This window comes from Proteiniphilum sp., from assembly GCF_034927365.1.
Taxonomy (GTDB): Bacteria; Bacteroidota; Bacteroidia; order Bacteroidales; family Dysgonomonadaceae; genus Proteiniphilum.
Map to the genome: position 1 here is coordinate 209,632 of NZ_JAYFQD010000005.1, position 12,891 is coordinate 222,522.

General features: G+C 44.3%; 10 protein-coding genes. 8 read left to right on the forward strand and 2 right to left on the reverse strand.

Features of this window, described 5'->3' with window-relative positions; all coding sequences use genetic code 11:
- The first annotated feature begins 193 nt into the window (after positions 1 to 193).
- From VB073_RS02990 to VB073_RS03015, 6 genes are all read left to right on the forward strand, one after another.
- A complete protein-coding gene (locus tag VB073_RS02990) occupies positions 194 to 2,653 on the forward strand; it encodes a TonB-dependent receptor domain-containing protein (RefSeq protein WP_323402659.1) in 2,460 nt (819 codons plus the stop codon).
- A 75-nt stretch (positions 2,654 to 2,728) separates the two neighbouring features.
- Positions 2,729 to 3,403 carry a tRNA (guanosine(37)-N1)-methyltransferase TrmD gene (trmD, locus tag VB073_RS02995; RefSeq protein ID WP_323402660.1) on the forward strand — a complete coding sequence of 225 codons (675 nt, stop codon included), beginning with the start codon at positions 2,729 to 2,731 and terminating at the stop codon, positions 3,401 to 3,403.
- A gap of 126 nt (positions 3,404 to 3,529) precedes the next feature.
- Positions 3,530 to 4,405: a glucose-1-phosphate thymidylyltransferase RfbA gene (gene rfbA / locus VB073_RS03000; protein ID WP_323402661.1), complete on the forward strand. Its 876-nt coding sequence runs from the start codon at positions 3,530 to 3,532 to the stop codon at positions 4,403 to 4,405.
- A 27-nt stretch (positions 4,406 to 4,432) separates the two neighbouring features.
- Positions 4,433 to 4,996, forward strand: a complete 564-nt coding sequence (rfbC, locus tag VB073_RS03005) for a dTDP-4-dehydrorhamnose 3,5-epimerase (RefSeq protein WP_323402662.1) — start codon at positions 4,433 to 4,435, stop codon at positions 4,994 to 4,996.
- Between the two features lie 29 nt (positions 4,997 to 5,025).
- Positions 5,026 to 6,060: a dTDP-glucose 4,6-dehydratase gene (gene rfbB, locus VB073_RS03010; RefSeq protein ID WP_416349491.1), complete on the forward strand. Its 1,035-nt coding sequence runs from the start codon at positions 5,026 to 5,028 to the stop codon at positions 6,058 to 6,060.
- Between the two features lie 48 nt (positions 6,061 to 6,108).
- Entirely contained in the window at positions 6,109 to 7,626 is a 1,518-nt protein-coding gene (locus VB073_RS03015) for an alpha-L-fucosidase (RefSeq protein WP_323402663.1), read from the forward strand.
- A gap of 25 nt (positions 7,627 to 7,651) precedes the next feature.
- Here the strand turns inward: VB073_RS03015 and VB073_RS03020 are convergent, their stop codons facing one another.
- A complete protein-coding gene (locus VB073_RS03020; RefSeq protein ID WP_323402664.1) occupies positions 7,652 to 8,722 on the reverse strand; it encodes a GDP-L-fucose synthase in 1,071 nt (356 codons plus the stop codon).
- Positions 8,723 to 8,732: 10 nt separating this feature from the next.
- The gene (locus tag VB073_RS03025) at positions 8,733 to 9,284 is read right to left on the reverse strand and encodes a hypothetical protein (RefSeq protein ID WP_323402665.1); all 552 of its coding nucleotides are present in this window, start codon (positions 9,282 to 9,284) and stop codon (positions 8,733 to 8,735) included.
- Positions 9,285 to 9,469: 185 nt separating this feature from the next.
- Here VB073_RS03025 and glyA point away from each other — a divergent pair, with 185 nt between their 5' ends.
- Positions 9,470 to 10,750: a serine hydroxymethyltransferase gene (gene glyA / locus VB073_RS03030; RefSeq protein ID WP_323402666.1), complete on the forward strand. Its 1,281-nt coding sequence runs from the start codon at positions 9,470 to 9,472 to the stop codon at positions 10,748 to 10,750.
- Positions 10,751 to 10,766: 16 nt separating this feature from the next.
- Positions 10,767 to 12,860, forward strand: coding sequence for an ATP-dependent DNA helicase RecG (gene recG, locus VB073_RS03035; protein WP_323402667.1), 2,094 nt, complete (start codon positions 10,767 to 10,769; stop codon positions 12,858 to 12,860).
- The last annotated feature ends 31 nt before the right edge of the window (positions 12,861 to 12,891 follow it).

A 12,891-nucleotide genomic window follows, 5' to 3' on the forward strand; every position in this document is an offset into this window, starting at 1 on the left:
AAAAGTTGAAATAGTGGATGTAATTCTAGAATAATTTCGCATTTTGATGTTTAAATATGCAAAAATGAAATCTAAATAAAAAATCTATTACTAAATATTCGTAATAGTGAACTCTTTTTTAGATGTGCTTTCAATTAAATGTGTACTTTTAGCGCTTCAAAATAAGCAATGAACAAAACCATATAAAGCATCAATGAGACAAACCTTTATTTTTTTGATGGGTTTTTTCTTTTCAACAGTATTATTGGCTCAGACGGTTACAGTGAAGGGGAGATTGATATCGGCATCCGATCAGGATGGATTGCCTTTTGCTACTATTTCGGTGGCCCACGAAGCCACTCCCACCAGTTCATTGAAAAAACTGGCCACACGGGAGGATGGGACATTCTCAATTCCACTGGCTGCCGGAAAATACGTCTTCACCTTTTATTTTATAGGATTGAATACGGTAGAAAAATTGGTAGAAGTTCTTCCAACGAAAGATCCATTTGACATGGGCGTGATTGAGATGACTGAGAATTCTGTCGAACTTCAGGAGATAAGTATAACAGCACAGGCGCCGCTGGTAAAGGTGGAGATTGATAAGCTGACTTATAACGCCAAGAACGACCCGGAATCGTCTACTTCCAATGTGCTCGATCTGCTGCGCAAGGTACCTCTGGTTACGGTTGACGGTGAGGATGAGATTCAACTGAAAGGTTCTTCTAATTTCAAGATATACATGAACGGGAAACCTTCCAATATGATCAGTTCCAATCCTTCTCAGGTACTGAAAAGTATGCCTGCCAACAGTGTGAAGGATATTGAGGTAATCACTGATCCCGGAGCCAAATACGATGCCGAAGGGATAGGAGGAATCATCAATATCGTGACCGACAAGCGTGCCGACGATGGTTATTCCGGTTCTGTGGGTGCTAACGGTGATACTTTCGGGGGTTATGGAGGAAATGCCTATCTGGCCACCAAGTATGGTAAGTTTGGATTTACCGGAAATGCAGGTTATTATGATTTTAGACGTCCAAAATCCGAGTCTTCCTTCTATCGTGAAGAGACCAATCCTGTAAACAGGTTGTCGCTCGATGGAACGAATAAAGGTAGTGGATCGGGTTTGCATTTTAGCGGAGCGCTTAGTTATGAACCTGATACGCTGAATCTGTTTAATTTGTCTATATCCCATTTTGGGGGTGATTTTAATTCTATTTCTTCGCAGAAAGGCGTTTCGGAAGGAGTTCGCCCGTATTCATACGATACCTGGAGTAACAGTCGGTCGCAATATGGAGGAATGAACCTGTCGACCGATTATCAACGTAATTTTAAGAGAAAAGGGGAAATGCTGACAGTCTCTTACCGGTATGAATATAATCCCAATGATAGTGAATACGAGAGCGAGTATGAGAATGTGGAGGGAACATTTTACTATCCCGACGGATATAAGATGAAAAGTGCGAATAATGCAGGCGGGAATGAACATACGGGGCAGGTTGACTATGTCAATCCGCTTAACGGCAAACATAGTATTGAAACGGGATTAAAATATATTTTCAGGGATAATTCCAGTATAGGAGACCATACTTTCTTTGATGTGGAAGAAAGTGTATGGAAGCCCGACTTAAACCGAAAAAATGATCTCGATCACCAGCAGGATATTGTGTCGGGATATGCCGGTTACGGGTATAAAATAGGTAAGGTCGGGATGAAGGTAGGTTTGCGTGCCGAACATACGCAACAGGATATTCATTTTATGAATGTTAACCAGGATACAACTATTCATACCAGCTTCTTTGATCTTGTGCCCTCCGCTACGCTTTCCTACCAATTGGGGATGACACAAACGTTGCGGGGAGGGTATAACATGCGGATTTCCCGGCCGGGGATAAGGGTACTGAATCCTTATGTGAATGACGTGGACCCGAATAATATCAGTTATGGTAACCATCGGCTCGATGCAGAGCATCAACATAACTTCAACATCAACTATGGATCGTTCTCGCAAAAGTTCAATATCAATGCTACCCTCACCTATTCATTTGCTAGGAATGCGGTGACAAATTACAGTTTTATCAGAAATGGAGTGACCCACAATACCTACGACAATATCGGGCGCAACAGCATGGTGGGAACCAATCTTTATCTGAGCTGGACTCCCATACAGATGATCCGTGCCTATCTTAACGGAGGTGTCAGTTATACTGATCTCCAAAGTACACAGGATAATGAGTTGAGAAACAGTGGCTTCTCAGGCCGTGGCTTCGGAGGCATTACTTTTTCATTCCCCAATGATATCCGTGCAGGACTTACGGGTGGGATATTTACCGGCCGTGTCCAATTACAAACCAAGCAATCACCCTTTTACCACTACAATCTTAATGTGACGAAGAGCTTCCTTGATAAGAAACTCGATATTTCTCTTTCCGTGATGAGCCTTTTCTCGAAATATAGAGAATTTTCTTCAACGACTACCGGAGAGGGCTTCTCTCAAAAAAACAAGATGCTTAATCCTATGCGGAATATTAACCTGAGCGTTACTTACAGGTTTGGAGACTTAAAATCTTCAATGAAAAAAGTACAGCGAACGATTAGCAACGACGATGTGATGCAGAATCAGGATGGCAACTCTCAGGGAGGTAGTACTCCTGTGCAAGGAGGAAATTGAGAGATTTGTTGGTTTGAAAGTTTTTCTTTTCCCAATCTGATTGATTACTTTTGAGGTGAAATTTATTGCAAGTCTATGCGAATTGATATTATTACCGTGCTCCCCGAGCTGATTGAGGGAGCTCTTTACAACAGTATTCTGAAGCGGGCGCAGGGAAAAGGATTAGTGGAATTCGGATTACACAATCTACGTGATTATACGCTCGATAAACATAAACGGGTGGATGATTATCCATTCGGTGGAGAAGCCGGTATGGTCATGCAGATAGAGCCTATCGACAGGGCTATCAACTATCTGAAATCACAAAGAGATTATAATGAGGTGATCTTCACTACTCCAGATGGCGAACAATTTACCCAATCTACCGCCAACGAGCTTTCCTTGAAGGAAAATATCATTATTCTTTGCGGTCATTACAAAGGCGTTGATTACCGGGTGAGGGAACACCTTATTACCCGCGAGATCTCTATCGGTGATTTTGTGCTCACCGGAGGTGAACTGGTTGCTGCAATGATTGCCGATGCTGTGGTACGTGTCATTCCCGGGGTTATTGGTGACGAGCAGTCGGCTCTATCCGATTCGTTTCAGGATGGATTGCTGGCACCACCGGTCTATACCCGTCCTGCGGAATACAAGGGATGGAAAGTGCCGGATGTGTTATTATCGGGACATGAGCGGAAAATAGAGGAATGGCGTCATGAACAGGCGGTAGAGCGTACCAGGAGACTGAGGCCCGATTTAATTCTATAGTTGTTGCTTATCACACCAGACGGATAACACATGAGGTGAGAAATCCACAAAGCTGAATAACAATGGAATGGAATAATAGTTGTAAATCAAATATTTTTATATCTTTGTGGAAAAACCGGATTAATTATGAAAGGGATCGTTTTAGCCGGAGGTTCCGGCACGAGATTGTACCCGATTACAAAGGGAATATCAAAACAATTACTTCCTATTTTTGATAAACCAATGGTTTATTACCCCATTTCGGCACTTATGCTGGCGGGAATCAGGGATATCCTTATTATCTCCACACCTCTTGATTTACCCGGATTTCAGAGATTGCTCGGGGATGGTTCCGATTATGGTGTGAACTTCAGTTATGCCGAACAACCTTCTCCCGACGGGTTGGCGCAGGCCTTCATTATTGGTGAGGAATTCATTGGAGATAATGATGTTTGTCTGGTGCTGGGTGATAATATTTTCTATGGACAGGGATTCCCTACCATGTTGCGCAAAGCAGTAGAAGATGCAGAAAAAGAAGACCTGGCCACCGTTTTTGGTTATAATGTGACTAATCCGCAGCGTTACGGTGTAGCAGAGATAGACCAGGATGGGAAGGTATTGAGCATTGAAGAGAAACCAATTGAACCTAAATCCAATTGGGCGGTTACTGGTCTTTATTTTTATCCTAACCGGGTGATAGAGATCGCGAAGCAGGTTAAACCTTCGGCCCGCGGGGAGTTGGAAATCACTTCCGTTAATCAGGCTTTCCTTGACGAAAAGAAGTTGCAAATGTTGCTTTTCGGCCGTGGATTTGCATGGCTTGATACCGGTACCCATGATTCCCTCTCGGAAGCATCCACTTTTATCGAAGTATTGGAGAAGCGGCAGGGATTGAAGATATCCTGTCTCGAAGAGATTTCGTGGCGGAACGGTTGGATCACGAATGAGCAATTGAAGGAAATAGGTCTGTCAATGAAGAATAACTTATACGGCCAATATCTTATCGGATTAGTGGACAGGTGATTAGGTGAAGAGGTGGAGGTTGTTTGTATGCGTATTATAGGGACAGAAATAGAAGGTGTTGTAATTATAGAGCCAAAGGTGTTTGGTGATGAGCGGGGTTACTTTTTTGAATCGTTTTCCCAGAAAGAGTTTGAAGAGAAAGTGTCTAAAACCGTTTTTGTACAGGACAACGAGAGCAGGTCGAGATATGGGGTAGTGAGAGGATTACACTTTCAGAAACCTCCTTATGAGCAGGCTAAACTGTTGCGTGTGGTAAAAGGTAAAGTGCTTGATGTGGTGGTGGATATCCGTAAGAATTCATCCACCTATGGACGTCATATATCCACCGAACTTTCGGAAAATAATAAATGTCAACTTTTTATTCCACGGGGCTGTGCACATGGTTTTGTGGTTTTAGACGAAGAGGCGGTCTTTCTATATAAATGCGATAATTATTACGCACCGGATTATGAAAGTGGAATCCTTTGGAACGATCCGCAGCTCGGTATCGACTGGATCCTACCTGAAGAAGATATCATCCTCTCTGAAAAAGACCGGCAGAATCCACCTTTTGTGCAGACAAATGAATTTATTAAAAATAGAGAATATTAAATACCCATATGGGGCAGCATAATTATATCATGGCAAAGAAAAATATCCTGATCACAGGGGGAGCCGGATTCATCGGTTCCCATGTGGTGCGTCTGTTCGTCAATCAATATTCCGATTATCAGATCATCAATCTTGATAAACTGACTTACGCGGGAAATCTCTACAATTTGAAAGATGTGGAACAAAAGCCTAATTATAGGTTTCTGCGGGCAGATATCTACGATTTTGAAGAAATAAAAGGGGTTTTTTCCACTTTCCAGGTTACTGACGTAATCCATCTGGCTGCAGAAAGTCATGTCGACCGATCAATTACAGATCCATTCTCATTTGCGAAAACGAATGTGCTTGGAACGTTGAATTTATTACAGGCAGCAAAAGAGAGTTGGCAGGGAGCATACGATGGCAAACTCTTTTATCATGTCTCTACCGATGAGGTGTATGGTGCACTGGCCTTCGATAATACCTTTTTCACGGAAGAGACCAGATATGATCCACATAGCCCTTATTCCGCATCTAAAGCTTCGTCTGATCATTTCGTAAGGGCTTATCACGATACATATGGTCTTCCCACCGTTATCTCTAACTGTTCCAATAATTATGGACCTAATCAGTTCCCCGAGAAGTTGATTCCACTTTTCATCCACAATATACGTCAGAATAAGCCACTACCTGTGTATGGAAAGGGTGAAAACGTAAGAGACTGGCTCTATGTGGAAGATCATGCGCGTGCCATTGATCAGATCTTTCATAAGGGAAAGATAGGAGATACCTATAATATTGGAGGTTTCAACGAATGGAAGAATATCGATCTGATCCGGGTAATCATCAAAACGGTAGATCGCTTATTGGGTCGGAAAGAAGGTGAGTCAGAGAAACTGATTACCTATGTAACAGACCGGGCCGGACATGACCTGCGTTATGCTATCGATGCCACAAAGATCAAGAACGAACTGGGATGGAAACCCTCTTTGCAGTTTGAAGAGGGCATAGAGAAGACCGTAAGGTGGTATATCGATAATCAGGATTGGCTTGATAATATTACCAGTGGTGCTTATCAGAAATAGAGGTCGCTGAATTTATCGTTTGATACTATCCTGGAAGTAAAAAGGAGAATGAAGAGAATAATACTGTTTGTTATACTTGTCACCTTGACGGTTTTCGGGAGTTTATATGCCCAGCAGCAAGGAAATACTATACAGCTTAAACACGGAGCGTACCGTAAGGGAGTTCGTACTGATAGTGAAATGCAACGCTGGCGGGAGCATGGGCTCGGGCAATTTATTCATTGGGGTGTGTATGCTATCCCCGGTGGGCAATGGAATGGAAAAACCTCTACCTATGCTGCCGAATGGTTCCGTTCTTCCGGATTAATTTCCAAAGAAGAATATGACAATCTCTACAAGCAGTTCAATCCATTAAATTTCGATGCCAAAGCATGGGCGAAACAAGCCAGGCATATGGGTGCCAGATATATGATCTTCACTACGAAACATCATGATGGTTTCTGCCTGTGGCCCAGTAAATATACCGATTATACCATCGCCAATACTCCTTGTAAAAAGGATATCGTAGGGGAGATTGTAGATGCTTATACAGCGGAAGGGATCGATGTGCATCTTTACTTTTCCATCATCGACTGGAGCCATCCCGGATATCAGGTGGGAGCGCCTAAAGATGAGTTTCTTCGCAATAACGATTGGGAGAATTACCGTCCCTTCAAGACTGAATCGGATAGTATCCGCTATCAATCTTTCAAGGAATTTACCCGAAATCAGTTGATAGAACTGCTGACGGATTACCCCAAGATCAAGGGGCTCTGGTTTGACGGTTCATGGGACGGAGCCTGGATGAAAGAGGCTGAATGGGTGGATAATCTCGGTATGGAACTTCGTGATATGCATCCCGGATTGATTATAGGCAGCCGTTTCAGGGCAGATGAAAATGGGAAAAGACACGTAGATTCCAACGGAGACCTGATCGATGATTATGATCAGCGGTTTGAGCGTAACCTGCCCAAATCGCTTGAAGAGGTAGGGGGAAATGATTGGGACTGTGTAATGACCATTCCCGAGAACCAGTGGGGATATCATCGTGACTGGTCGTTGTCGTACGTGAAAACACCTTACGATCTGATTGAAATGATGATGCAGGCGAACGCGTTGAATGGTAATCTGGTGGTCAATTTTGGTCCTGATGATAAAGGGAATATCCGTCAGGAAGAAACCGATATTGCCCGTGAAATAGGTAATTGGATGCGGGTGAATAGCGAGGCGGTATACGGTGTGCACAACTCAACACTGGAGAAGCAGGATTGGGGATACATAACCCAGCGTGATGAGGATATTTATCTAACTGTTTTCAATAAACCAATGAATAACCTTGTGAGAGTGAAATTGCCCAGAGCGAAAAACAACAAGGAAGATGTGACGGTCATCGACAAGGCCGTATTTCTGATAAATGGCGAACCTGCCCGTATTAAAGAGGGATTGCGGGATAAAGCGGGATATGAATATTATGATATTGTGATCCCTGAGAACTTGCAAAAACAAACAATGCCCTTTGTCATAAAAATAAACCTGAAAGAAATAAGCCGTGGAGATCGTGCTGCATATCAACAGGCATTGACGTGATCAGATGAACATGTCATGTTATTATTTACTCATGTATGTACCATCCGTACATCTTCTTTACTCCTTCGTCGATATCAACGGTATGGCGCCATCCCAGTCCGTTTAACCTGGAGACATCGGTCAGTTTTCTCATTGTCCCGTCGGGTTTAGAGCTGTCGAATGTGATCTCCCCTGTGTAACCGATTGTTCTTTTGATCAGTTCCGCAAGAGCATGGATGCTGATCTCCTTTCCCGTGCCAATATTGATATGACAATTCCGTATCTCGGTCTTTCCTTTTGCCAATTCCGGAAAATCTACATTCTCCATAATATATACGGAAGCATCGGCCATATCTTCACTCCAGAGGAATTCCCGCAACGGCTTCCCTGTTCCCCATAATTCGATCCGATTATGGCTTATACTATATTTCCGGAGTATATTTTCTATATCTTGCTGCGTATTGCTACCGGAAATACCCTCTACCGGACGCTTATTGATATCTTGACGGATAGTTTCCCAGTCCCCGTTCATCAATGCTTTCGCCAGATGAATCTTACGGATCATGGCAGGCAGAACATGGCTCTTCTCCAGATCGAAATTGTCGTTCGGACCATAGAGATTGGTGGGCATCACCGCGATATAGTTGGTGGCATACTGAATATTGAAACTTTCGCACATTTTTAACCCTGCAATTTTAGCTATAGCGTAAGGCTCATTGGTATATTCTAACGGTCCGGTAAGTAATGCCTCCTCCGATATGGGTTGCAGTGCCTCCCGGGGGTAGATGCAGGTGCTGCCAAGAAAAAGCAGCTTCTTTACATTGTTACGGAAACTCTCTCCTATGACATTATTCTGGATTTGCAGGTTACGATAAATGAAATCGGCCCGGTAGGTATTGTTGGCAATAATGCCTCCTACATGTGCTGCCGCAAGGATGACATACTCCGGTTTTTCAATCTCGAAGAATGACTTCACAGCGGAAGCATCCTGTAAATCCAATTCCGAGTGCGATTTACCGATAAGGTTAACATATCCCTTCGATTGTAAGTTTTGCCAGATGGCAGATCCTACCAATCCCCGATGACCTGCAACATATATCTTGCTGCTCTTATCCATGATCCTTTTCTCAGTTTAAGTTGATATTATATGCAATACTAATACCAGGAGTGAAAAAATTCTTTTTGAGTATGGCACTATTTTTATTCCCAAACCCCATATCACAATATAGGGAGAAATTGAAATGTTGCACTGCATAACCAGCTATGGGAGAGAAAGCGATCCCACTGTATCCGCTGGCTCCAAATACTGCACCAATACGAGGTTCTACGAAAAATCCGTCTGAAATGCCTTGCTGGGTGAAACGAAAACCTGCCAATGGCATGAGGTAGTTGAATGCGTCATCCGATTTATTCATGATGCTGGATAGGAATTTACCTTCCCCATAGGGATTATTGAAGGCTTTCACACCCAGAGAGATATAGTTGTTAGGGTTAAGAGAGAGGAGGTTGTCCCGCATAAGCCAGCCGATAGTTCCCCCCATACCAAATTTCTTATCACGGCTTGTGTTGGCTGCTATTCCAGCCTCAACCGAAACATTGATATAATTCAATTCCTGTGCTTCTGCTGACTCAACCGCCAGAGCAACAAGCAGAATGACGATAAAAATAGTTCTTTTCATTTTTTTTGATAATTTAGTGGTGACTAATGATGATTGAACACTAATATGCAAATATAGTGAGTTATTCTGTTTTGCCTCTATTTCCTCACTCAATTCTACACCGATTTTTATCTGTATGGGTAAAAAATCTCAGATTTTTTACCTAAGTTTGTGCTTAATTCTGTTGTTTTAAAAAATTTATTTGAATGAATCAAGATAGGCAGATCGCAGAGATCATAGTGAAAGAGCGTGAGCGGCAGTTGAAAGGTATTGAATTGATTGCCTCCGAAAATTTTGTGAGTGACCAGGTGATGCAGGCGATGGGATCGGTGCTGACCAATAAATATGCGGAAGGTTATCCCGGAAGACGCTATTATGGCGGATGTGAAGTGGTGGATATGAGTGAACAGCTGGCAATTGACCGGTTGAAAGAACTGTTCGGTGCCGAATGGGCAAATGTACAACCCCATTCGGGAGCACAGGCCAATGCCGCTGTATTCCTGGCTTGCCTGAAAGCCGGTGATAAATTTCTTGGCTTGAACCTTTCACACGGTGGTCACCTGACACACGGGTCACCTGTCAATTTCTCGGGATTGATGTTTCACCCTGTGGAGTATAATGTGCGTGAAGACAATCAACAGGTCGATTATGATCAACTGGAAGAGGCCGCACGCAGGGAGAGGCCCAAACTGATTGTGGCCGGTGCGTCCGCCTATTCCCGCGAGTGGGATTATGCACGTATCCGTAAAGTGGCCGATGAAATCGGCGCTATTTTTATGGTCGACATGGCACATCCCGCCGGATTGATTGCTGCTGGATTACTCGATAACCCGGTAAAATATGCGCATATCGTAACATCTACGACACATAAAACCCTGCGCGGACCACGTGGAGGCGTGATCATGATGGAAAAAGATTTTGAAAACCCATGGGGACTCACCACACCGAAAGGGGAGGTGAAGATGATGTCTGCCCTGTTGGACTCAGCCGTATTCCCCGGGATGCAGGGCGGTCCGCTGGAACATGTCATCGCCGCAAAAGCCGTTTCATTTTACGAAGCGTTACAACCCGAATACAAAACTTATCAGGCACAGGTGAAGAAGAACGCTGCCCGGATGGCACAGGCGTTCATCGATAAAGGATATAAGGTCGTTTCCGGTGGTACGGATAACCATCTTATTCTGGTTGATTTGCGTACAAAATTCCCTGATCTGACAGGTAAGGTAGGGGAGAGAGCATTGGTGGAAGCCGATATCACTGTCAACAAAAATATGGTGCCTTTCGACAGCCGTTCTCCATTCCAGACATCGGGACTGCGGTTCGGTACGCCAGCCATCACCACACGTGGTGCAAAAGAGGAATTGATGGAAGAGGTAGTGGAAATGATCGATACCGTACTCTCAAACCCGGAGAATAACGTAACAATTGCAGCTGTACGTGAAAAGGTGAATGCTACCATGAGACAATATCCACTGTTTGGGTGGTGATTTGAGAGAGGGGGAGATGAGCATCCTTCAGACTGAAATACAATATGTTCCCGGCGTTGGTCCCAGGAGAGCAGAGATACTCAATAAGGAGATCAATATTTTTACGGTGGGAGACCTGTTGAGGTGGTATCCCTACCGCTATATCGACAGGAGCCGGATCTATTATATCCATGAAATCAATAATTCGATAGCCTATATCCAGTTGAAAGGAAGGATCACCTCCTTCGAATCTTTTGGTGAAGGGCGGAGCAGACGCTTAGTGGCCCATTTTACCGACGGAACCGGTTTCGTAGATATGGTCTGGTTCCAGGGACTACGCTTTATCGAAGGAAAATACAAGCTCAATCAGGAATATGTAATGTTCGGTAAACCCACTCTGTTCAACGGCAAGTGGAATATCGCTCATCCTGAACTTGATCCCTTCATGAATGAGTCGGATCGCCCCGAAGGGTTGATGGCGATGTACAACACCACGGAGAAGATGAAGAACCACTATCTCAACTCCAGGGCGATGCAGAATATTATCGGAAATGCTTTCGGACTGATAAAACAACCACTGCCGGAGACGCTTTCTCCCGATGTAGTAAAGGAGGCGAAGTTGATGCCGTTCCATGATGCGATAGAAAATGTCCATTTCCCCAAATCAGCACCTCTGCTACGTGATGCGGAGTTTCGTTTGAAGTTTGAGGAACTCTTTTATATCCAGCTTAATATTGTCCGTTATGCATCGGAAAGGAAAGGGAAACTGAACGGGTTTATCTTCAAAAAAGTGGGTAGTCATCTCAATTCATTTTACCAGCAAAAACTCCCTTTCCCGCTTACCAATGCACAGAAACGAGTGATCAAAGAGATTAGGAAAGACACGGCATCGGGAAAACAGATGAATCGACTGTTGCAGGGAGATGTAGGTAGTGGTAAGACGCTGGTAGCGATTATGTGTATGCTAATAGCGCTCGATAACGGCTTTCAATCCTGTTTGATGGCACCGACCGAGATCCTGGCGTCACAACATTTCGAGACTTTTACTCGGATGCTCTCAGGAATGAATTTGAAGGTGGAGTTGTTGACTGGTTCCACCAGGAAAAAGGAACGTGAAAGGATCCATGCCGGTTTACAATCGGGAGAAGTCGATATCCTGATCGGTACCCATGCCCTGGTTGAAGACACGGTGCAGTTCCGTAACCTTGGATTTGTTGTGATCGATGAACAGCACCGTTTTGGGGTAGCGCAACGAGCTAAGTTATGGACAAAAAATAACCAACCTCCGCATGTGTTGGTGATGACAGCCACTCCTATCCCCCGCACGCTGGCGATGACGGTGTATGGTGATCTGGATGTGTCGGTGATCGACGAATTACCGCCCGGCAGAAAGCCGGTGCAGACACTTCACCGGTATGATAAGAAACGGGGTGCGCTCTATGAGTTTATCCGGGAGCAGATCCGGACGGGACGGCAGGCATATATCGTCTATCCGTTGATTGAGGAGAGTGAAAAACTCGATCTGAAAAATCTTGAAGAAGGATACCAGCATATCAAAGAGGCTTTCCCTGAATTTACCGTTTGTAAGATGCACGGACGGATGAAGTCGGCCGAAAAGGATGAGGTGATGCGGCAGTTTGTGGCCAATGAATCACAGATCATGGTATCGACTACTGTCATAGAAGTGGGAGTGAATGTGCCTAATGCCAGCGTAATGGTAATTGAGAGCGCACAACGATTCGGCCTTTCCCAATTGCATCAGTTACGTGGACGGGTAGGGCGGGGAGCCGACCAATCCCACTGTGTACTGATCACACCCTATGAGATCTCATCCGATACCCGTAAGCGAATGGAGATCATGACTGAAAGTAATGATGGATTTGTTATTGCTGAAGCCGATTTGAAGCTGCGCGGCCCGGGCGATCTGGAAGGAACCCAGCAGAGTGGTATCCCTTTCGACCTCAGGATCGCCGATCTGGTAAGAGATAACAATATTCTTTACCGTGCCCGTGAGATCGCCGAAGAACTGATTGAAAAAGATTCCCAACTCGAACAGCCGGAACATCTGGTATTGAAACAACAATTGGACCGCCTGGGTGGAAACCGCTACGAGTGGGGCAGAATTAGCTGAATGAAGGTCCCTGCAATATTACAAAAATCCA

Excerpts from the sequence above, each read along its gene's own strand:
- VB073_RS03015 (WP_323402663.1), top strand. The coding sequence starts at position 6,109 with ATGAAGAGAATAATACTGTTTGTTATACTTGTCACCTTGACGGTTTTC.
- glyA (WP_323402666.1), top strand. The coding sequence starts at position 9,470 with ATGAATCAAGATAGGCAGATCGCAGAGATCATAGTGAAAGAGCGTGAG.
- recG (WP_323402667.1), top strand. The coding sequence starts at position 10,767 with ATGAGCATCCTTCAGACTGAAATACAATATGTTCCCGGCGTTGGTCCC.
- VB073_RS02990 (WP_323402659.1), top strand. The coding sequence starts at position 194 with ATGAGACAAACCTTTATTTTTTTGATGGGTTTTTTCTTTTCAACAGTA.
- rfbC (WP_323402662.1), top strand. The coding sequence starts at position 4,433 with ATGCGTATTATAGGGACAGAAATAGAAGGTGTTGTAATTATAGAGCCA.
- rfbB (WP_416349491.1), top strand. The coding sequence starts at position 5,026 with ATGGCAAAGAAAAATATCCTGATCACAGGGGGAGCCGGATTCATCGGT.
- trmD (WP_323402660.1), top strand. The coding sequence starts at position 2,729 with ATGCGAATTGATATTATTACCGTGCTCCCCGAGCTGATTGAGGGAGCT.
- VB073_RS03020 (WP_323402664.1), bottom strand. The coding sequence starts at position 8,722 with ATGGATAAGAGCAGCAAGATATATGTTGCAGGTCATCGGGGATTGGTA.
- VB073_RS03025 (WP_323402665.1), bottom strand. The coding sequence starts at position 9,284 with ATGAAAAGAACTATTTTTATCGTCATTCTGCTTGTTGCTCTGGCGGTT.
- rfbA (WP_323402661.1), top strand. The coding sequence starts at position 3,530 with ATGAAAGGGATCGTTTTAGCCGGAGGTTCCGGCACGAGATTGTACCCG.